This is a genomic window from Paraburkholderia sp. BL6665CI2N2, from assembly GCF_004366535.1.
Classification (GTDB): domain Bacteria; phylum Pseudomonadota; class Gammaproteobacteria; order Burkholderiales; family Burkholderiaceae; genus Paraburkholderia.
Genome location: NZ_SORC01000001.1, coordinates 3,318,450 through 3,337,124 on the forward strand (window position 1 = coordinate 3,318,450; position 18,675 = coordinate 3,337,124).

Annotated in this window: 16 protein-coding genes; 10 read left to right on the forward strand and 6 right to left on the reverse strand. The window is 64.2% G+C overall.

The genetic code is table 11. From position 1 onward, the window contains the following. Nucleotides 1-16: 16 nt before the first annotated feature. Nucleotides 17-2,077, reverse strand: a complete 2,061-nt coding sequence (locus B0G81_RS14785) for a D-(-)-3-hydroxybutyrate oligomer hydrolase (protein ID WP_134143115.1) — start codon at nt 2,075-2,077, stop codon at nt 17-19. Nucleotides 2,078-2,285: 208 nt separating this feature from the next. On the opposite strand from B0G81_RS14785, the gene B0G81_RS14790 reads away from it, so the two are divergent. The 5 genes from B0G81_RS14790 to B0G81_RS14810 all read left to right on the forward strand — a co-directional run bounded on the left by B0G81_RS14790 (nt 2,286) and on the right by B0G81_RS14810 (nt 8,686). Next, nucleotides 2,286-3,011, forward strand: a complete 726-nt coding sequence (locus B0G81_RS14790) for a 2Fe-2S iron-sulfur cluster-binding protein (RefSeq protein ID WP_134136772.1) — start codon at nt 2,286-2,288, stop codon at nt 3,009-3,011. A gap of 12 nt (nt 3,012-3,023) precedes the next feature. Then, nucleotides 3,024-4,025, forward strand: coding sequence for a xanthine dehydrogenase family protein subunit M (locus tag B0G81_RS14795; RefSeq protein ID WP_134136777.1), 1,002 nt, complete (start codon nt 3,024-3,026; stop codon nt 4,023-4,025). Then, on the forward strand, nt 4,022-6,244 hold the full coding sequence (locus tag B0G81_RS14800; RefSeq protein ID WP_134136781.1) for a xanthine dehydrogenase family protein molybdopterin-binding subunit: 2,223 nt from the start codon (nt 4,022-4,024) through the stop codon (nt 6,242-6,244). Before B0G81_RS14795 ends, B0G81_RS14800 begins: the two co-directional genes overlap by 4 nt. Before the next feature lie 123 nt (nt 6,245-6,367). Further along, nucleotides 6,368-6,955, forward strand: a complete 588-nt coding sequence (locus B0G81_RS14805; protein WP_134136785.1) for a nucleotidyltransferase family protein — start codon at nt 6,368-6,370, stop codon at nt 6,953-6,955. A gap of 168 nt (nt 6,956-7,123) precedes the next feature. After that, nucleotides 7,124-8,686 (forward strand): UdgX family uracil-DNA binding protein, encoded by a 1,563-nt coding sequence (locus B0G81_RS14810; RefSeq protein ID WP_134136787.1) that lies wholly within the window; start codon nt 7,124-7,126, stop codon nt 8,684-8,686. Between the two features lie 81 nt (nt 8,687-8,767). On the opposite strand, the gene B0G81_RS14815 is transcribed toward B0G81_RS14810, so the two are convergent. Beyond that, nucleotides 8,768-10,069, reverse strand: a complete 1,302-nt coding sequence (locus tag B0G81_RS14815; RefSeq protein WP_134136791.1) for a type II toxin-antitoxin system HipA family toxin — start codon at nt 10,067-10,069, stop codon at nt 8,768-8,770. Next, nucleotides 10,066-10,443 (reverse strand): helix-turn-helix transcriptional regulator, encoded by a 378-nt coding sequence (locus B0G81_RS14820; protein WP_134136794.1) that lies wholly within the window; start codon nt 10,441-10,443, stop codon nt 10,066-10,068. The genes B0G81_RS14815 and B0G81_RS14820 overlap by 4 nt, the downstream gene beginning before the upstream one ends. A gap of 365 nt (nt 10,444-10,808) precedes the next feature. Between B0G81_RS14820 and B0G81_RS14825 the strand changes: the two genes are divergently transcribed. After that, nucleotides 10,809-11,513 (forward strand): PIG-L family deacetylase, encoded by a 705-nt coding sequence (locus tag B0G81_RS14825; RefSeq protein ID WP_134136797.1) that lies wholly within the window; start codon nt 10,809-10,811, stop codon nt 11,511-11,513. A gap of 112 nt (nt 11,514-11,625) precedes the next feature. Beyond that, the gene (locus tag B0G81_RS43640) at nt 11,626-11,766 is read left to right on the forward strand and encodes a hypothetical protein (RefSeq protein WP_165924003.1); all 141 of its coding nucleotides are present in this window, start codon (nt 11,626-11,628) and stop codon (nt 11,764-11,766) included. Nucleotides 11,767-11,799: 33 nt separating this feature from the next. Here B0G81_RS43640 and B0G81_RS14830 read toward each other — a convergent pair whose 3' ends face one another. From B0G81_RS14830 to aepX, 3 genes are read right to left on the reverse strand one after another with little or no spacing between them, the layout of a single operon-like run. Next, a complete protein-coding gene (locus tag B0G81_RS14830; protein ID WP_134136802.1) occupies nt 11,800-12,867 on the reverse strand; it encodes a 2-aminoethylphosphonate aminotransferase in 1,068 nt (355 codons plus the stop codon). A gap of 43 nt (nt 12,868-12,910) precedes the next feature. Beyond that, nucleotides 12,911-14,074, reverse strand: a complete 1,164-nt coding sequence (aepY, locus tag B0G81_RS14835) for a phosphonopyruvate decarboxylase (RefSeq protein WP_134136806.1) — start codon at nt 14,072-14,074, stop codon at nt 12,911-12,913. Continuing rightward, nucleotides 14,071-15,804, reverse strand: a complete 1,734-nt coding sequence (aepX, locus tag B0G81_RS14840; RefSeq protein WP_134136809.1) for a phosphoenolpyruvate mutase — start codon at nt 15,802-15,804, stop codon at nt 14,071-14,073. The genes aepY and aepX overlap by 4 nt, the downstream gene beginning before the upstream one ends. A 606-nt stretch (nt 15,805-16,410) precedes the next feature. On the opposite strand from aepX, the gene B0G81_RS14845 reads away from it, so the two are divergent. The 3 genes from B0G81_RS14845 to B0G81_RS14855 all read left to right on the forward strand — a co-directional run bounded on the left by B0G81_RS14845 (nt 16,411) and on the right by B0G81_RS14855 (nt 18,653). Continuing rightward, on the forward strand, nt 16,411-17,952 hold the full coding sequence (locus B0G81_RS14845) for a methyl-accepting chemotaxis protein (protein ID WP_134136814.1): 1,542 nt from the start codon (nt 16,411-16,413) through the stop codon (nt 17,950-17,952). Between the two features lie 193 nt (nt 17,953-18,145). Continuing rightward, complete coding sequence (locus B0G81_RS14850; RefSeq protein WP_166678997.1) at nt 18,146-18,430, forward strand: TRIC cation channel family protein; 285 nt, start codon at nt 18,146-18,148, stop codon at nt 18,428-18,430. Continuing rightward, nucleotides 18,420-18,653: a TRIC cation channel family protein gene (locus B0G81_RS14855; RefSeq protein WP_134136820.1), complete on the forward strand. Its 234-nt coding sequence runs from the start codon at nt 18,420-18,422 to the stop codon at nt 18,651-18,653. The genes B0G81_RS14850 and B0G81_RS14855 overlap by 11 nt, the downstream gene beginning before the upstream one ends. Nucleotides 18,654-18,675: the final 22 nt, after the last annotated feature.

An 18,675-nucleotide genomic window follows, 5' to 3' on the forward strand; every position in this document is an offset into this window, starting at 1 on the left:
GTGCAGTCCGCGCGAATCAGTTCGGCACGTTCACAGCGCCGTTGGTCACGGTGATCGCATTGATGCCCGGACTCGCCGCGATCGCCGGCAGATTGGCCGTGGTCAGCGCGGGGGCGGCGCCGGCCGCGCCGCCACGGGGCACCGTGTGAATCACCTGCGACGGCGGCAGCGGCGTACCACTCTTCAGATGACTCCACATCAGATTGAGCGCCTGAAGATTGTAGTAATGCAACGGCACGAAGCGCGAGTCGAACCCCGCCACGCCGAGGAACGCATCGAAATGCTGGGCGTTCGTCACTTCGTAGAACGAGAGCTTGCTCGCCCCGCCTTCGCTCAATTGATTCAGGCCGAGATACGGCCGCGACGCATGGTTGATCGGCACCAGCGCGTCCGCGCGGCCCTGCACGATGATGGCAGGCTTGCCATGCAGATTCGCGTTCACGCGAATGGCCTCGACGCTGTTGGCCAGCGTGCCGTTCGTCCACAGCGTACGCAGGCAGGAGGCGCCCGAGTAACTGCCGTCCGGGGTCGCCAGCCGGTGGTCCGCCGCTCCGCCGCCCGAGTTGAACACGAGGTTGATGCCGTTGGTCGGCGGCACCCCGTTGCCATTGCCGAACACCGTCAGCATCGGCGACACGGCCGGTGTCACGCCGGCTGTTCCCGTCGCGCTCGTCGTGCCGAAGCTGAAGTCGCAGAGGTTGGCGGTGACGCTCGCTTTCGCGTACGCATTTGCGTAAGTTACTGCAACAGCCGGCACCGCTTGCGAGTCCCACATCGGCGCTTGCAGCAGATCGGAGTCGGTTTGGTAGCCGTTCTGATGCAGCAACGCCAGCGCGTTGATCGCCTGGGTCGTCACGTCCCCACCCGCGATCACGCCGGCGCTAGCGAGCGACGCGCAGCGGGCGGTGCGAATCGCCGTGGTCGTGGCGAGCGGCAGTGCCGTCAGATACGGTGCGCCGGCCGCGGCGGGCGCGAGCGCCGCGCACGGTTGCAACTGGTTGGCGAGCGTCATGTAGTCGGCGAGCGGCTTGCCGAATGCACCGACGGGCACGCCGCCCTGAGCCACCGACACCTGCGCGGGCAAGCGCAAATTGATCTGCGGTTCGCCGACGACAACCGCGGTGATCCAACCGGACGTGTCCTGTTCCGCCGCCGCGAGCGACGCGCCGCCGCCATTGCTCACCGAAGCCGCAATCGTCGTGATGCTTCCGCCCGCGTAACGCACGGTGCGGGTCGAACCGTTGAGCGCGCCATACGAATCGTTGAGCGCCCAGTACGCGAACTGGATCGCCTCCAACGTATCGTTGCCCCAATCCTTCTCGGGATTCTGCTGCGAGTGCGCATGCTTGAACGCGTAGCGATTCGGAAACTGGCTGTTGTAAGTGGCGAGATCGGTGTTGCCCAGGTTGGCCGTGAAGAGGCTGGCCTTGCCCGCGGCGGTGGCATCCTGCAAGGTGCCGTCGATCAATGTGACCCGATTGGACGACAGTTCGTGCGCACCGTTGCCACTGCCTTTATCGGTGTACGCCACCGCGCAACCTCGCTTGAGCCCCCACTCGCCGGCGGCGGAAATTGCGCCGTACACGCCGCGCGAACCAGATGACGTCGCCGTGACTATGCACGGCTGATCAGGATTGAAGCTCGCTGGTATCTGCACCAGCATGGTGACGTTCTGCATGCCGCTGCCGTCGTCGGCGTAAGCGAGATATTCCTTGCCGGCGATCTTGCCTTCGCCGAGCGTGTCGTTGCCGTTCAGATCGACATTCGGCCCCCAGAAGCGTCCATAGCCCCCGTTCGCCGTCATGTCGACGAGCGCGCGATAGTTCGACCAGATGGCGAGGCGGCGGAGCTCGGCGGCGGTAGGTTGCGCAGCGTTCGCAATGGCCGGCGCCGCAGCCGATCCGAGGCCGGTTTTGCCGAGGCCCGCGGTGAGCAGGTCGTCGGTATTGCCGTCGTAGGATTGGCTCTTGACCGATGCTGTGGTGATAAAGCTGGGCAGCGTATTGGCTTGCGGTGGCGGGTTACTTTCGCTACCGCCGCTGTGGCATGCAGTCAGCACGACTGCCACCGCCAACATGATCGCCAGGGTTCGCACCACCGGGACCGGTCGTTGCGTGGGCTCGACTCTGAGATTGGACTTCACGTTTTTCGTCTCCGATATTTGCTAATACCGTTGTGAATGCAACGGCACCGAAATTGCCGCGTACTGTCCAATGGATCGCGACGCTTCGGATACCGACGCATCGCTAGCCTGCATTGACCTTTCAATGGAGTCAATAGACGTCATGTCTTCGCATAACGAAAGTCAGGATCCGGGCGACGTCCAAGCCGCCATCCCAACACAACCTTCACGCCGCCGCTTTCTTCAATCTGCTGCCGCTGCCGCCACAGTCGGCGCTGCGCCGCATCTGCGCGCGCAAACCCAAACCCCGACCGCGCCGCCGGCTCAGGTTCAGCAAGCGGTGCCGCCGCGTCCGGTCACGCTGACCGTGAATGGCCGCGCATACACGCTGCAACTCGAGCCGCGCGTGACCTTGCTCGATGCATTAAGGGAATACGCGGGCCTGATGGGCACGAAGAAGGGCTGCGATCGCGGACAGTGCGGTGCATGCACGGTGCTCGCCGACGGCCGCCGTATCAACTCCTGCCTGACTCTCGCCGTGATGCATGAAGGCGAGACCATCACGACGGTTGAAGGCCTTGCCGCCAACGGCGGATTGAGTCCGATGCAGCGCGCCTTCATTGAACACGATGCCTTTCAATGCGGTTACTGCACGCCCGGGCAGTTGTGTTCCGCGACCGCCCTTCTGAACGAATTCCGCAACGGCACCGCCAGCACCGTCACGGCCGATGTCCGCAGCCGCCCCGCCCAACTCTCCGACGACGAAATCCGCGAACGCATGAGCGGCAACCTTTGCCGCTGCGGTGCCTACGCGAATATCGTGGCCGCCGTACGCGCGGTGCACGAAGGTGGCGGCCAGAACAGCGGCAACAACACCCCCAACGCCTGACGGAGCGACAGCATGGATGCGATCTCATACGAACGCGCCGGCGATGTCGCCGGCGCAGTGCGGGCAGCGCAGCAGCCAGGGGCGGTGTTCATCGGCGGCGGCACGAATCTGCTCGATCTGATGAAGGGCGGCGTAGCGCGGCCGATGCGGCTAATCGATATCACGCATATCGGCGGACTGGATACGGTCACCACACTGCCGGACGGCGGCATCCGGCTCGGCGCGCTGGTGCGCAACAGCGATGCCGCCAATCACGCGCTGGTGCGCGAGCAATACCCGTTGCTCTCGCAAGCATTTCTGGCGGGCGCGTCGTCGCAATTGCGCAATATGGCGACCGTCGGCGGCAATCTGCTGCAACGCACGCGTTGCGGCTACTTCTACGACACGGCCTTCACGCAGTGCAACAAGCGCATGCCGGGCAGCGGCTGCGCGGCGCTCGACGGCCACAATCGCACCCATGCGATTCTCGGTGCGAGTCCGCAATGCATCGCGGTGAATCCGTCGGATATGAGCGTGGCGCTTGCCGCGCTCGATGCCGTGGTGCGCGTGAGCGGCCCGGCCGGCGAGCGAACCATTGCGTTCGCCGACTTTCACCGGCTTCCCGGCGACCGGCCGGATGTCGACACCACGTTGCAGCCCGGCGAACTGATTACGGCTGTCGATCTTCCGCCGCCGCTCTTCAGCGCGAACTCGCATTATCTGAAAGTGCGTGACCGCGCCAGTTACGCATTCGCGCTGATCTCGGTCGCCGCCGCCTTGCAGATGGACGGCACTCGCGTAAAGACCGCGCGCATCGCGTTGGGCGGCGTCGCGCACAAACCGTGGCGCGCGAGTGTCGCGGAACAGATGCTCAACGGCCAGCCGCTCACGCAGGCAATGCTGAATAACGCCGCCTCGGCCGGATTGCGCGAAGCGCGGCCGCAGCGCGAGAATCGCTTCAAGGTGGAGCTCGCGCAGCGTGCGATCGTGCGCGCCGTGAACCAGGCCGCCGGGCACGCGGGAGGTGTCGCATGAATCTCATCGGCCAACCCGTCGACCGGATCGACGGTCTGTTCAAGGTCACCGGCGAAGCGCGTTACGCCGCCGAATTTCCCGAAGCGCGTCTCGCGCATGCGGTGCTCGTCACCAGCACGATCGCGCGCGGCACCATTGCATCGATCGATGCGAGCCGCGCGCAGTCACTGCCCGGCGTGCTGCTCGTGATGACGTATCAGAACGCGCCGCGTCTGCCCAACGGCGGCAAAGCCGCATTGGCGCCGCCCGCGGGACGCCGCCTTTCGCTGCTTCAGGACAATCAGATTCACTACAACAACGAGCCGGTCGCCGTGGTCGTGGCCGACACGCTGGAACACGCCACCGACGCCGCGCATCAATTGCGCATCACGTATCAGAGCGGCGCAGCGGCGCTGGACTTCGCGCAGGCCAAGCCGAACGCGCACGCGCCGGACAAACCCCAAGGCCGGCAAACCGACACGCGACGCGGCAGCTTCGACGACGGCCTGCAAAGCGGTGCGGTACGCGTGGACGCGACGTACACCACGCCGATCGAACATCACAACCCGATGGAGCCGCACGCCACCATGGCGCGTTGGGACGGTCCGCAACTCACGCTCTACGATTCGACGCAAGGCGTCAGCAGCGCGGCGCAGGCAATCGCCAGAACGCTCGGCGTTTCGCCCGGCGACGTGCGCGTGATTTCGCCATTCGTGGGCGGCGGCTTCGGTTGCAAGGGCTCGTCGTGGTCGCATGTGTCCTTGTGCGCGATGGCGGCGAAACAGACCGGGCGCCCCGTGCGGCTCGTACTCGAACGGCCGCAGATGTTCGGGCCGGTCGGCGCGCGGCCGCGCACCGAACAGCACTTCGTGCTCGCCGCGCGCCACGACGGCACGCTGACCGCGATGCGCCACGACAGCATCTCGAACACCTCGGTGATCGAAGACTGGACCGAGACCTGCTGCATGGTCACACGCATGCTGTACGCGGTGCCGAACCAGGTGACCACGCACCGCATCGTGCCGCTCAATCTCGGCACGCCGACCTTCATGCGTGCGCCGGGTGAGACGACCGGTTCGTTCGCGCTCGAATCGGCCATGGACGAACTCGCGGCGGCCTTGAAGATGGACCCGCTCGCGCTTCGCATCAAGAATTACGCCGAGGCCGATCCGCAGGAAAATAAACCATGGTCGGGCAAATCCTTACGCGAGTGCTATCAGACCGGCGCGGAGAAATTCGGCTGGTCGCGCCGCTCGCCGGCGCCTCGCTCGATGCGCAACGGCAGCACGCTGATCGGCATGGGCATGGCGACCGCCACCTATCCGGCCAATCGCAGCGAAGCCAGCGCCGTTGCGCGGATCTTGCCGGACGGCACCGCGATGGTCGCCTCCGGGACGCAGGATATCGGCACCGGCACCTACACCGTGATGACCCAGGTGGCCGCCGACGCACTCGGCTTCGCGCCGGAGAACATCCACTTCGCGCTCGGCGATTCGTCGCTGCCCAGAGCGCCGGTGTCGGGCGGATCGCAGTCGGCCGCGAGCGTATCGCCGGCCGTGCGCGACGCGGCGAGCCAGGCGCGCAGCCAGTTGATCGCGCTCGCGCTTGCCGATCAGGCTTCGCCCGTGTACGGCATCGCGCTCGACGACATCACCGTGGAAAACGGCTGGGTGATGAGCCGCTCGCAACCGGGCAAGCGCGATCCGGCGGCGGCGATCATCGCGCGCTCGGGCGGCAAGCCGATCGAGGCGAGTGCGACCGTCAAGCCGGGCGACGAAAAGCAGAAGTACTCGTTTCACTCGTTCGGCGCGGTGTTCGCGGAGGTGCACGTCGATGCCGATCTCGGCACGATCCGCGTGGCACGCGTGGTCGGCGTGTACGACGTGGGCCGCGTGCTCAACCTGAAGACGGCGCGCAGCCAGTTGATGGGTGGCATCGTGTGGGGCGTCGGGGCGGCGCTACAGGAAGAGACCTCGCTCGATACGCGCTATGGCCGCTTCACCAATGCAAATCTCGCCGAATATCACGTGCCGGTGAATGCCGATATCGGCTCGCTCGACATTACCTTTATCGACCGGCCGGATCCGTATATCAACTCGCTCGGGGTACGAGGTATCGGCGAGATCGGTATTACGGGCGTGCCGGCGGCGATTGCGAACGCGGTATATCACGCCACCGGTGTGCGCGTGCGCGATTTGCCCGTCACGCTCGATAAGGTCATGGGCGCGATGCAGGTTTGATGGGCGCGCTTTTGCGGTCGCGGCGCGAATCGAGGCGGCGAGCGCCGCGCATTGATATTCGCGCTTGCCTGTGACCGCGTTGCATCGCACAATCGACCTCATTCCTTCTACCGGTGCCCGCCCATGGCCTACGCTTCGCTCGCCACTGGCGTGTTGCTCGCCGCCGGTTTCGGCTTGCGCTTCGACCCGGAAGGCCTCCACAGCAAACTGCTGGCACGCATGCCCGACGGCACGCCGGTGGCGCATGAAGCCGCGCATCGGCTGCTGCGGGTCGTGACGCAGGTGGTGGCCGTGGTGCGGCCGGGTTCGGACGCGCTCGCGCGCCTGCTCAACGACGCCGGCTGCGACGTGGTGTTCGCGGCGGACGCCGAACGCGGCATGGGCGCAAGCCTCGCCGCCGGTGTCGAGGCAAGCGCGGAGGCCGAGGGCTGGATCGTCGCGCTTGCGGACATGCCGCGCATCGCCACTACCACGATCGAAGCCGTGGCGCGCGCGCTGGACGGCGGCGCTTCGCTGGTCGCGCCGTTTTACCAGGGACAGCGCGGGCATCCGGTCGGCTTCGGCATCGAGCATCGCGACGCGCTGCTGGCGCTCGACGGCGATATGGGCGCCAGATCCTTGTTCATGTCGCAGCAGGTGACGCGGCTTGATGTGGACGATGCGGGTATCTTGCGCGACGTCGATACGCCTGAGGATTTGCGCAAGCTGTAGTTGTGTGCCTGGTCAGTCTGGCGTTGCCGGTAGACACACTATCTTCGGCGCAATCGGCCGCGACTGCTGACACGCTTGATCTGGGCCGGCATTCAGGCGCATACTGTATATCCATACAGTATTTCACGGTTTGATGCGTTTAGTCACGCACAGCCGCGGCGCGTCCGCATGAAACGTATTTCTATCGAACCGTCTTTTGCCGCCTGGCGCCATGCGGCGCGGGAACTGTTACGGCAAGGCGTCGAACCGGAGCGGATCGAGTGGGTTGAATGCGATTCGTGTGATCCGGCCGGCTCGCATAACGGCAACCCAAATGCTCAACAAGGTTCCGCCACCGCTTCGGCCGCCCCTACGCCCGCCGTTCCTCGTGAACTGCTCGCCTGGCTGAAAACGGCGGCGTGCTTTTACGCGCCGGACCGCTGGTCCCTGCTCTATCGCATCCTGTGGCGTTGGACACACGGCGAACGCCACGTCCTCGATCCGCAAGACGCCGACGGCGCGCTGCTCGATCGGCGCATCCAGTCGGTCGAGCACGAAACCGGCGATCTGGTGGCGCTCACCCTGTTCAGGCGACGCGATCCGTCCATGGGACCGCCGGAATTCGTCGGCTGGTACGAGCCGCATCATGATTTGCTGGCGCAGGCCGCCGAGCGTTTTGCCGAGCGCATGGGCGATTCCACGTGGATGCTGGCTACGCCGCAGGGCGCGGTGTTCTGGAACGGCATGTTGCTGCGCATCAGCCGGCCGGCAACGGAAGAAAACGGGCACGTCACGCACGCTTTGGCGGTCGTGCAACGGAACGGGCTAGCCACGCCAGCATTGCCGCCGGGCCAGCGGAGCGGACCGACCACGCCCACATCACCACCGAGCCAGCCGAACGGCTCGACCACGCCGACATTGCCGCCCGCCGCCATGGCCGGCGAAGCGACGACCAGCGAACCCACCGAGGCGCTTTGGCTCGCCTACTACGCCAGCGTATTCAATGGCGCGCCGGCGCCCATGCCGCTGCGTTACTGGAGAACGCCGCCCGCTGGTCCGCCGCTGCCCGCGCAACTCGCGTGCAAGCGCAGCCGTCTCGGCGCACAGAGCGGCACTGTCACCGTTCCGGAGATGCCGCCGCTCGAATATTCGGCAGTGACGCCACCCTTGCGCGAGCCCACCGGCCCGCTGGCCACCTGTCGGCGCTGCGCGTTGTGGCGCAACGCAAAGCAGGCCGTCGCGGGCGCCGGTCCCGCTCACGCCGCGCTCATGGTGGTCGGCGAACAACCCGGCGAGCATGAGAACCAGCACGGCGTGCCCTTCATGGGCCCCGCCGGTCAACTGCTCGACACGGTGCTTGCGCGCGCCGGCCTCGATCGCGCGGCGCTCTATCTGACCTATGCCGTCAAGCATTACAAATGGGAAACGCTGGAGCAGCAGCGCGTCCACCGAACGCCCGCGCGGCGCGAGGTCGAGGCTTGCCAGTACTGGCTGGACCACGAGCTCGCGCACATCGCGCCGCGCGTGGTCGTCACACTCGGCGCGACGGCGCTGAAGGCGTTGACCGGCGCGCACGTCAATCTGTCGGAATATCTGGGGCAGACCATCGATCACGGCGGCCGGCTGATCGTGCCGACGTGGCATCCGTCTTATGCGCTGAAAATGGCCGACAGCCGGCTGCGCGAGGATATCGTCGCGGGCATGGTGACGGCGTTCAGTCACGCGGCGACGTTGGCGGCGAAAGAGGCGTAGCTTTTTTACCGCTGGATTTGTGCTGCTCGCACACGCGTCGGCTTTATTGATTGGCTATCGTATGCCTCTGCTCATCCAAAATCATTGCAGGGCCGTTGCCACCTTGACCTGCTCGTTTTCGAACGCGGGCTGGAAGGCATCGAGGTCGTCGTCAGTCATGCCGACCGGTGCCGACTTCGCGACGCGTTTCCAGTCTCTGACCGCGTTGCGAACTTCATTGAGAATGCGTTTCGCCTCATCGGCGGAGAGCCTGAAATAAGGGGCTTCATTCATCACGGCCTCGATCGAGTCGACCGGCCCGTAGTCTTCATTGAGCCACAGCTTCAACTCGGGGTCCTTATCCGGGAAAGGGTTGATGTCGAACGCCGGCGCGAGCCGCCACTGCCCATGCTCGACGTGCAGGAAACCGTGGTTCTGCACATGGTCGTCGACATTGGTAATCAGCAGATTGAACACGAGTCGTCGCCACAACTCCTCGAGGTCGCGCTTCGGGTCCACGCAACGCGCGATGATGCAATCAGCTATCTGGGTATAGGCGTGCTCTTCCTGCCGTGACGCTTGCAGCATGGAGCCAGCCGAGAGGTACGGAATCCGGCCGCCGTTCGCGACACGATCAAAGCGGCGCACGAGCGCAACCGGGATGTCTTCCGACATGACAATGCGCGATTGCGCCACCGTAATGCCGGCGGCTGCGGCCAGATGAAGAGCGAGCACTTCCCCACGCGTGACATTGCGGTCGTCGTTGACGCTGGGAAATTTGCCGATGGCCAGTTGCCCGTCCTCATCGAGAATCGTGCACTTGGGTCGCATACCGCCAAGCGACGTCCCCCGACCGCGCAAATACTTCAGGTCGGCCGCGGTTTCCCTGTTCATCTCGACCGCGCGAGTGGCGCCGATCAAATGACCCAATTCGAGCAAGGGCGGCGTGCCACGCCCTCCGTCTTCAATGCTGCGCAAATAGTTGCCCGCTTCATCCACGAATCGCAACGCACCGATCCGGCTCATATCGTCGACGCCCAGCAGGTAGTCCATCTCCGTGAGCCCGGCGCGCGGGACCTCCAGCCCCTTCTCCTGCGCCGACTTGCGACGCCTCGCGTGGTCACGCGCGATCACCCGGCATCCCCATCCGTCGGGCTCGGTATCCGCAAATGCGAAGTGAAAAATCGAATCGTCTCTGCTGGGCGCCTTACGAAACTGCTGACCGTAAACCAGCTGCAAATCGGGCGAAATCTCGAACCGGTCGGTGGATTGCAGCCACGCTTCGTGATAAGCAAAGCTTGAGTTTTCGCGTGCGCCGTCCTTGTTGAAAGTCAGGGCGCCAACGGGAAGCGCCGCTTGCCCAAGCGCCACCCGGACGATCTGCTGCGACACAGGCCGCTTCATAGTGCCCCCGATTCGGGCGTGACACGTTTGTTGCGAACCCGCTGCGGCAGTTGCTGGTTCATTAAGGTCAGCCCGATGGTATCGCCAGCGGAATCCATTAGTCCGTCGATTTTGTCCAGCTCACCCAGAACGAGAAACGCCTGCGCGATCGTGCCGATAGAGATACGTTCGTCGCCGTGTTCCATGCGACGCAGCGTAGCAACGGACGTCTGAATGCGCTCGGCCATTGACGCCTGAGTCAACCGGCGTCGACGGCGCGCCAGCGCAAGGTCGGCTCCGAGTTTCTTCAAGGCACGCACGACCGGCAGGGGGAGCGGATCTCTTTTTCTTTTAACGCTCACATGTGAGCGCTTATGCGGCTTTGCGGTTTCCATATGAGCGGTACTTCAGGATATGGGTTTCCTATTGTCCGCGCGCATTGTTCCTGGGTCAAGGAAATCGACTTAATCGATCACAGATGATCTTTTATCCGCATATAGCGATCATACGTGCGCGATTAACAGGAACGGAAAGTCGTGCGGATGGAGGCACACGCGTAGCCAAGAGGGGCGTTCCGGGATTCACCCACCACCCGTCGAGCCCTCAGGCACGCGGCTTGCACACCAAAAACCCGCCGCGCAAGCCGCAACGATTCCGCCTAAGCTGATGTGACGCCGCATTTTCTCAAGCACCGGCGCGACACTCGAGCCTCTACCCGTTTCGTCCCCGGCCCGCGCGTCGCGAACCCATCACACGCCCCATGAGCGAAACCAGCCCGCGCCTTTTCATTGTCTCGCCCCATTTCGACGACGCCGTCTTCAGTTGCGGCGCATTGCTCGCCGCCCATCCCGACGCCGCCGTGTGCACGGTATTCGCCGCGCCGCCCGAGCAGCCGATGCACACCGAATGGGATGAAAAGTCAGGCTTCACGGACGCCCATCAGGCCATCCACGAACGCACACTGGAAGACAACCGCGCACTCGAAGTGCTCGACGCGATTCCGCTGCGCATGCCATTTCGCGACAGCCAGTATTCGGACTCGCCGTCGATCAGCAAAATGGCGGCGGCGCTCGAAGAAACCATCTACCGCACTACCGCCAACACGTTGCTGATGCCGCTCGGCCTGTATCACGACGACCACGTGCGAGTGTTCGAAGCCTGCTGTGAAATCCTGCCGCGCCTGTCGCATCTCACCTGGTTCGGCTACGAGGAAGCGATTCACCGGCGCACGCCCGGCGTGGTGCAGGCGCGGCTCGCCGATCTCGCGCAGCGCGGCATCGTCGCGACGCCCGCCAGTCCGAGCGCCGGCCACACCATCGATGGGCAGCGCCGGGCGCAACTCAAACGCGAGGCGGTCTATGCTTATGAGAGCCAGTTGCGCGCGTTTGGCGCAGGCAATTACGACGACATCTTCGCGACCGAGCGCTACTGGCAGCTCAGCGTGGGTCGTCGCGTGAAAAAGTAGCAGACGGGGCGCGCCGGAAAGGCCTACGCTTGAAGAGGACGGCCGGCGAGAGTTCGACGCCGTCGCCGCACCGGCTTCTTCTCCACTCAAAGGTGCTGCCATGAGCTACGACATGCATACCAGTCCGATTCCCGACCCCAACGCCGATCCGAACCGCGACCCGGAAGCCGATCCGCTGGTGCCGCCGTCGCCCGGCCATCACACAGAGGAGCCGCAGCGGCCCGATGGGCCGCCCGACAAAGACCCGGTGTGACCGCGTTGCGCGGCCAGCCACCGCAAGCGCGAATCAGCGCATCAGTTCGGTAAAGCCTTGCAACAGACGGTCGATGTCGGCGGCGTGAATGTTGCCCATCGTCGAGATGCGGAACAGTTCGGCCGACAAGCCGCCTTGCCCTGCATAGATGACGAAGCCGCGCGCCTTCAGCGCGTCGTGCAGGTGCGGATACGCGATGCCTTGTGGCAAACGGTACGCGCGCAGCACCACCGACGACTCTTCCGGCGGCAACACGCTGCCGATGCCGCGCTCGGCGAGGCCCGCCCGCGCCTGTTCGGCCAGCGCCGCATAGCGCGCGTGACGCGCGCGCCAGCCGCCTTCGTCGGCGAGTTCGCGCAGCGCTTCGACCAGTGCGTAGTACGCGTGCACCGACGGCGTGAACGGCGTGTTGCGCTGATCCTGCAACTTCGCGAGACGGCCGAGATCCAGGTAATACGTGCGGCTCGCCGCTTGGGCGAGCGCCGCGCGGCGCACCAGCACGAACGAGGCGCCCGGCACACCATGCAGACATTTGTTCGCCGTGGCGGCGACTGCGTCGACACTGGTATCGGCGAAATCGATCGTCTCCGCGCCGAAGCTGCTCACGCCGTCCACCAGCAGACGCAGTCCGCGTTCGCGGCACAATGCGCCGAGCGCAACCAGATCGTTCAGACGGCCCGTGGTGGTTTCATGATGGATCACGGCGACGTGCGTGAACGCCTTGTCCGCGTCGAGGCGTTCGGCGATCCTGGTGAGATCGGGCGCCTGCATCCAGTCGTGCTTCAGCGATTCGTGCGCGATGCCGTATTGCGTCGCGATCTGCGAAATACGCTCGCCATACACGCCGTTTTCCACCACGAGCAGTTTGCCGTTCTGCGGCACCAGCGCAGCAGTCATGCTTTCGACGGCCGCCGTGCCGGAGCCGGTCATCAGCACCGCCTGCCATTCGCTCGCGTCGAGACCGTAGAGATCGACGAGGCGCGTGCGGGCCTCTTCCTGCAAATCGAAAAATTCGCTTTCGCGATGGCACAGATCCGTCTGCAACAGGCTGTTGCGAACGCGTTCGGTGAGCGTCACCGGGCCGGGATTAAGCAGCAGCATGAGCGTTCCCTGACGTTGAATCGAGTTTGACTCGAGGTTGACTTCAAGCGGCGCCGATGTGGCGCATCAGACGCGTCTTCACATCGGGCGGCGTGATGGTGGGACGCGGCAGCCCGTCGGGTGTGCCGCGGCGAATGGCCAGACGCACGAAGCGTGGGCCGTCGAGCGGCGCGGCGTCGAACAGGGCGTCGAGCACATTCACGTCGTCGCTTTCGAGCGCCGACGCATAGCCGCACGCCGCCGCCACGCCCGCAAACGAAACTTGCGGCGAGACCGTGGCCTGGCCGCCGGTCGAATCGTGCGCGCCGTTATCGAGCAGCACGTGCGTGAGATTCGACGGATCGTACGCGCCGATGGTGGCGAACGCGCCCATGCGCATCAGCGCGGCGCCGTCGCCGTCGAGCGCGACCACGTGCAGGTCGGGACGCGACAACGCAAGACCCAGCGCGAACGGCGTCACGCAACCCATCGAGCCGACCATGTACAACTGGTTCGCACGATCGTCGATCGCGTAGAGCTCGCGCCCGCAAAAGCCGGTCGACGCGAGCACCACCGTCGATTCGAGCGGCGTGTGCGCGATCACCTTGTTTAGCGCGTCGTGACGCGAAGCCAGTTCGCTCGCCGCCACATTCGTGAACTGCGATTGCGGCGTGACAGGCGCGCGGCGCTCGTTCGCACCACTGTCCTTCAATTCGTACGGCGCCACGCTGCCCTTCTGCATCACAAGCGCGTACGGGCGGCCGGTTTCATCCATATGCGCGATGGCGCGTTCGAGCGCCGGGCCGATTGCATCGGCTTCGGTCGGGAAGGTTTCCCAGGGAATCTCCATCGTCTCGAGCATCGCGGGTGTAACCGGACCCATCAGCGCGTGCTGCGGTTCGTCGGCGACACCGGGCTGGCCGCGCCACGTGACGATCAGCAATTGCGGCAGACGGAAGGTCCACGTGAGCGAGGTCAACGGGCTCACAGCGTTGCCGAGCCCGGAGTTCTGCATCATGGTGATGCCGCGCCGGCCGTTTTGCGCGCCAAGCGTGACGCCCGCGATCAACGCGACGGCGTCGCCTTCATTGGCCGCCGACACGTAATGCAACGATTCGTCCTGCAACACGTAGTTGATGAACGGCGTCAGATACGAGCACGGCACGCCCGCGTACCAGTCGAAGCCGCGCTCGCGCGCCGCCTCGACGAACTGTGCTGCCTCGATCATTGCGCGGCTCCGCTCGCTGCGTCCGTCGCATCTTTGCCGGCTGCGCCAACCGCGGCCGCGAACGGCGCCTGCGCGTGCGCGAAATCGCCCGCACGGCGGAAGTCTTCGAGGTCGTTCACGCCGCGCCAGTGCCCGTGCACGTATTGCACTTCAATCGATTCGCCCGCTTCGATCAGCGCGTTCAGCAACGCCGGCATGTCGAGCGACGCGAAATCCGCGCGCGCCTGCAATTGGCTCATCACCGCCTGCAAACGCTCACGGCCTTCACCGCGCACATTCAGCAAACCGACCCAGCGGCCATGCGGTGTTTGCGACGCGATCGCCGAGGATGCATCCTGCCCGCTCGACACATGACGCAGCACGACCTTATTGCCGAACAGGCCGCGGTCGTCGGCGGCCGAACACCACGCGAAATCGCGCACACTGGCATTTTCGGCGTCGGTCAATGACGAATCGACCACCACGCTGAACGCCGCTTCGCTCTCCACGAGATCGCGCAGGATGTAGCTGCGGAACAGCAGATCGCCGTACGAGACCACCGTGTCGCCCGCAAGTTTGTCGATCGCGCAGGCGAGCGACGCGAGTTCGCCGGTTTGCGCATGTTGTTCATTGACGACGAGCTTGATGCCCGCCGTGTCGATCGCATCGGCGCGATAACCGCCGACCACAGTAATGTCGTTCACGCCCTGCTTCTTGAACGCATCGACGAGCCAGCGCAAGAGCGGCTTGCCGGCGATCGGCAGCATCACTTTCGGACGGTCTTCGGTCACGGCTTCGAGACCCTTGCCGCGGCTCGCCGCGAGCACGACCGCGGAACCGGCGGCACGGCCGCTCGACAGGTAGCGATCCTCGGCTTCCGAGTATTCGTCGGCGTCTTGCAGGCGGAAGATTTCGTTGACGGCGGCAATGCTGTCTTCCACATTGACGAGCGTTTCGCTCGAATGGATTTCCTTGGCGACGGCCTGCATGGCCGACGTCGCCGCGCGGATCAAATGGTTCGCCCAGATCACCGTGCTGATGCCGGCTTCGCGGAACACTTCGGTGGGCGTGCTGTAGTACTTGGTCGGCACGATCACGAGCGGGCCGCGGCCGGCCCATTCGCGCGCGAATTCGAGAATTTCGTCGGGACGCGACAGCTTGCTGTGAATCAGGATCGCGTCCGCGCCGGCCTGGCGATACGCTTCCGCGCGACGCAGCGCTTCGTCCATACCCCAGCCGGCGATCAACGCTTCAACCCGCGCGACGATCGAAAAATTCTCATCGGACTGCGAGTCTTTACCGGCCTTGATCTTGCCGCAGAACTCGTCCATATCGGCGAGCGGCTGCGCTTCGCCGTTGATGAAGCTGTTGGTCTTGGGGAATTGCTTGTCTTCGATACACACGCCGGCAATGCCGCGCTGTTCGAGTTTGCGCACCAGGCGGCGCACGTTGTTGAAGTTGCCGTAGCCGGTATCGCCGTCGAGCAGGATCGGCAGATCGCTGGCGTCCGCCATGAATTCGAGCGTGTCGACCACTTGCGTCCAGCTTGCTTCGTTGTTGTCGCGCACGCCGTATTGCGCGGAGATCGCGAGGCCCGAACCCCAGATGGCCTTGAAGCCGGCTTCGCGAACAATGCGGGCGGACAGGCCGTTATGGGCCTCCATCATGAATTCGAGTTCGTTGCTGACGAGCATCTGGCGCAGGCGCGCGCTACGGGAAACAGACACGAAAGCGGGTTCGCGGGCGTTCATTTTATGTACTCCTGGTGGCGGGCTTATCAATGCTCTTCTATTGCCCGGCTGGCGTCTGGAAAACGGCGACTATAGCGGAATTTTTATTTATTCGTCTTTTCCGTGACAGCGGTTTTCTTCATTTGCGGATAAGTGGAAAAATGTGTCGTTTTTTGCAATCCGCAATTGCGAGAAGTCGCTTGGATTTTATTGGCGTTTTGTGGAATTCTGCCGCAACCGCACGACCACGCTTCGACGGGCGGCGCGTCCGTTCGTTTTTGTCATCACGCGGTTGTGGCGATACCGAGGTTTTAGTATCCGTATTTTATTTACGGAAGGTTTTAACTCTTATTATCGATTCGCCAACACTGCCAATTTCTCACCCGCAATCGTGGGGAATCCCGATTGAATCGGGCATCAAATAAATCAGCTGGTGCGAATGCACGCATAAAACCGCCCTCGCGACGATAAAAGTCCTTTTAGTCAGACGAATAAAAATACCTGACAGCGGGTTTCCCCTGCCCTGCGCAGCTTCTGTCGCCGCGCCGTAAACACAGTCAGCGACAAGCCACTCGCCGCAAGCGAATCCAATCCCTGACCGACCACTGTGCGAAAGCAGAAACCGCTATGACCCTGAACAAAAAACTGACCTCGATGATCGCCGTCCTCTGGATCGGCCTGATCCTGATCGGCGGCTTCGGCGCATGGCAAAACCGTGCCTCCATGATCGCCGACCGCCGCGATCAGTTGAAATCGCTGATCGACCAGGCCGACCACATCGTCGAGCGCTACTACACGCTCGCGCAGCAGCACACCATCACGGACGAGGAAGCCAGAAAGCAGGCGCTCGATTCCCTCAAGGCGATGCGTTACGGCACGGACGGCTACATCTCCGTCAACAATTCGCAGCCCGTCATGCTGATGCATCCGTTCAAGCCGCAGATGGTCGGCAAGGACCTGACGCAATTCACCGATCCGGCGGGCAACCATCTGTTCGTCGATATCGTCAATGCGGGCAATCACGACGGCGGCGGCTTCGTCGACTACCTGTGGGCCAAGCCGGGCAGCGACAAACCCGTGGCCAAGACCAGCTTCTCGCGGCACTTCGCGCCGTGGGACTGGTATATCGTCACCGGCATGTACATGGACGACGTGCAACGCGCGTTCTACGCCAATCTGCTGCGCTGGCTCGTCATTACCGTCGCGCTCGGCGCGATCGCTACCGTCGTCATGTTGCTGGTGCTGCGCAGTATTCGCCGCATGCTCGGCGGCGATCTCGAAGTCGCCGTCGAACACGCGCAGTTGATGGCGCGTGGCGATCTGGCGACGCGCGTGCCGGTTCAGTCGGACAACACCGGCAGCCTGCTGCATGCACTTCAAACGATGCAGGCCGGTCTCGTCGAAACGGTGTCGCGCGTGCGTCTCGGCACGGAAAACATCAATATCGGCGCGACCGAAATCGCCGCCGGCAACACGGACCTGTCGCAGCGCACGGAAGAACAGGCCGCCGCGCTCGTCGAGACGGCGTCGAGCATGGATCAGATGACGGTCAACGTGAAGCAGAACGCGGACAGCGCGCTGCAGGCCGCGCACCTCGCCGGTCAGGCCGCGGACGTCGCCACGCGCGGCAGCCGCGTGGTGGACGACGTGGTGCGCACGATGGGCGAGATCACCACCAGCTCGCGGCAGATCGGCGACATCATCGGCGTGATCGACGGCATCGCTTTCCAGACCAACATCCTGGCGCTCAACGCCGCCGTCGAAGCGGCCCGCGCGGGCGAACAGGGACGCGGCTTCGCGGTGGTCGCCGCCGAAGTGCGCAGCCTCGCACAACGCTCGGCCACGGCGGCGAAGGAAATCAAGGCGTTGATCGAAACGTCGACGACTACCGTGGAAGCCGGCGCGTCGCTAGTCGCCAACGCCGGCTCGACGATGGGCGAGATCGTGCAGTCGGTGCGTCGCGTGAACGAGATTCTCGAGGAGATCAGCAACGCTTCGCGCGAACAGAGCGCGGGCATCGAGCAGGTCAATCGCGCGGTCGGCGAAATGGATCAGGTCACGCAGCAGAACGCGGCGCTGGTCGAAGAGGCCGCCGCGGCGGCGCATTCCTTGAAGGATCAGGTGGGTGTGCTGCGCGAAGCGATTTCGAGCTTCGCGCTGCCGGCCTGAGCGTTTTTACACCGCCCGGCACGAGCAGTTGAAACAGCAGAAGCAGCAAAAAAAGAAGGCGCTCAACAGGCAGGGAGCGCCTCTTTAACACGCCGCGTCGGAGTCGACGCATTAATCGAACGAAACAGCCGCGCGGATTTTTCAAGTCCGCGCGGTTTTTTTATGGCCGCGCGCACCCTGGTCTGGCGTCGGGTTGCGCCTCGTCGGCACCGTCACCGCGCTCGGCGGCGGCACGATGCGCGACGTTCGGCTCGGTCACTATCCTCTTGCGTGGATCTCGCATACAGATTACGTTCTCATTACAATCGGAGCGGCGTCGATAGCCGCGGCGTGCGCGAGGTGGCTGCGCAACTGGCAAAGGCTCTTCGTCACGGTCGACGCGATCGACGCGATCGGCTGCGACGTGGCCGCCGCGCTGGACGCAAGCCCCGCCATTGTCGTGCTGGCCGGCGCGATCGCCGGCGTGTGTGCTGCGTGACGTGCTGTGCAACCAGATGCCGCTGGTGTTGCGTCAGGAGTTGTACGCGAGCATCGCGCCCGGCGCCGGCGTCGTGTATGTGGGTTTGCAAGCCTGCGGCGTGGCGCCGGAACCGGCGTCGCTCGTGGTGCTAGCAAGCGGTTTCGCGGTGCGCATGCCAGCCGTGCGTTTCCGCTGGCAACTCAAGGTATTCACCGCCGCCGATTCAGGCGGCGCAAGTTAATCGAGCTGTTCGTTATGCGCAT

Coding starts and splice junctions, on each gene's coding strand:
- B0G81_RS14800 (WP_134136781.1), top strand. CDS start 4,022: ATGAATCTCATCGGCCAACCCGTCGACCGGATCGACGGTCTGTTCAAG.
- aepY (WP_134136806.1), bottom strand. CDS start 14,074: ATGATCGAGGCAGCACAGTTCGTCGAGGCGGCGCGCGAGCGCGGCTTC.
- B0G81_RS14845 (WP_134136814.1), top strand. CDS start 16,411: ATGACCCTGAACAAAAAACTGACCTCGATGATCGCCGTCCTCTGGATC.
- B0G81_RS14825 (WP_134136797.1), top strand. CDS start 10,809: ATGAGCGAAACCAGCCCGCGCCTTTTCATTGTCTCGCCCCATTTCGAC.
- aepX (WP_134136809.1), bottom strand. CDS start 15,804: ATGAACGCCCGCGAACCCGCTTTCGTGTCTGTTTCCCGTAGCGCGCGC.
- B0G81_RS14785 (WP_134143115.1), bottom strand. CDS start 2,077: ATGTTGGCGGTGGCAGTCGTGCTGACTGCATGCCACAGCGGCGGTAGC.
- B0G81_RS14820 (WP_134136794.1), bottom strand. CDS start 10,443: ATGGAAACCGCAAAGCCGCATAAGCGCTCACATGTGAGCGTTAAAAGA.
- B0G81_RS14805 (WP_134136785.1), top strand. CDS start 6,368: ATGGCCTACGCTTCGCTCGCCACTGGCGTGTTGCTCGCCGCCGGTTTC.
- B0G81_RS43640 (WP_165924003.1), top strand. CDS start 11,626: ATGCATACCAGTCCGATTCCCGACCCCAACGCCGATCCGAACCGCGAC.
- B0G81_RS14810 (WP_134136787.1), top strand. CDS start 7,124: ATGAAACGTATTTCTATCGAACCGTCTTTTGCCGCCTGGCGCCATGCG.
- B0G81_RS14830 (WP_134136802.1), bottom strand. CDS start 12,867: ATGCTGCTGCTTAATCCCGGCCCGGTGACGCTCACCGAACGCGTTCGC.
- B0G81_RS14790 (WP_134136772.1), top strand. CDS start 2,286: ATGTCTTCGCATAACGAAAGTCAGGATCCGGGCGACGTCCAAGCCGCC.
- B0G81_RS14815 (WP_134136791.1), bottom strand. CDS start 10,069: ATGAAGCGGCCTGTGTCGCAGCAGATCGTCCGGGTGGCGCTTGGGCAA.
- B0G81_RS14795 (WP_134136777.1), top strand. CDS start 3,024: ATGGATGCGATCTCATACGAACGCGCCGGCGATGTCGCCGGCGCAGTG.